The sequence below is a fragment of the Hymenobacter defluvii genome, from assembly GCF_017589435.1.
Lineage (GTDB): Bacteria > Bacteroidota > Bacteroidia > Cytophagales > Hymenobacteraceae > Hymenobacter > Hymenobacter profundi.
Genome location: NZ_JAGETX010000114.1, coordinates 1 through 518, shown reverse-complemented (window position 1 = coordinate 518; position 518 = coordinate 1). Strand labels below are relative to the sequence as shown.

General features: G+C 51.5%; 1 protein-coding gene. It reads right to left on the bottom strand.

Annotation, left to right across the window (positions count from 1 at the left end; all coding sequences use genetic code 11):
- Positions 1 to 461, bottom strand: a 461-nt coding sequence (locus J4D97_RS23240) for an SUMF1/EgtB/PvdO family nonheme iron enzyme (protein WP_208309660.1), incomplete at its 3' end; no start/stop codon positions are given.
- Between the last annotated feature and the right edge of the window lie 57 nt (positions 462 to 518).

Below are 518 nucleotides of genomic sequence, written 5' to 3'. Positions count from 1 at the left end.
ACCCCCACTACTGGATAATCGTCGAATGCTGGGTGAGTATAGTAATACTCCATCAGCGGGTCGCCCATGTGATACGTGAAGTCGCGTACCCATACGGTAGTATCGGGATACAACTCCGTCATCACATACTCTTCACCCAACACATCAATGGAATCCTGACGGATAGCATTCATGAACTGGCGGTACTCGTTGTTGGTGATTTCTGTTTCATCCATGTAGAAGCCGGCGATGGTCACCTGCTTGTTCATGTTCACCATAGAGGCCGAAATGTCCTGATCAGTCTGGCCCATGTGGAACGTACCACCGGGGCAGGGCACCATGCCAAAAGGAACCTCCTGTGGGTTATACTCAGGGCGGTCCTCCGCCCCTACTAGGTCGCCCTGCGGTCCTTTGCCAAAGCCACAGCCCCCCAGAAACAATGCCGAGAAGGCAACCAGAGGCAGTAGAAGTAACTTGTTCATGAGGTAGGTGTAGAAAAGGCTGATTGGGCGGCAATACCCAAAGATTACAATTTTATG